The sequence below is a fragment of the Rhizobium sp. PEPV16 genome, assembly GCF_008919455.1.
Taxonomy (GTDB): domain Bacteria; phylum Pseudomonadota; class Alphaproteobacteria; order Rhizobiales; family Rhizobiaceae; genus Rhizobium; species Rhizobium leguminosarum_Q.
The window spans coordinates 1-359 of sequence record NZ_VSZV01000007.1; the positions used below are offsets into that span (position 1 = coordinate 1).

Genomic DNA, 359 nt, shown 5'->3' on the forward strand with positions numbered 1-359 from the left:
GTGACGACTTCGGTCACCGTATGCTCGACCTGGATGCGCGGATTGACTTCGATGAAGTAGAATTTGCCGGTATCGGCATCCATCAGATATTCGACGGTGCCGGCGCCGATATAATCGGTCGCCGCCGCGATCTTCAGCGAATAGGCGGCGAGTTCCTGGCGCTGCGCCTCAGAGAGGTAGGGCGCCGGCGCGCGCTCGACGACCTTTTGGTTGCGGCGCTGGATCGAGCAGTCACGCTCGAAGAGATGTACGACATTGCCGTGCGTATCGCCGAGAACCTGGCTTTCGACATGGCGGGCGCGCTCGACGAGCTTTTCCAGATAGACCTCGTCCTTGCCGAAGGCCGCCATCGCCTCGCG

1 pseudogene is annotated in these 359 nt (G+C 61.6%); it reads right to left on the reverse strand.

The features are described from left to right. Positions 1-359 (reverse strand): annotated as a pseudogene (locus tag FY112_RS00040) (ATP-grasp domain-containing protein); the annotation flags it as partial.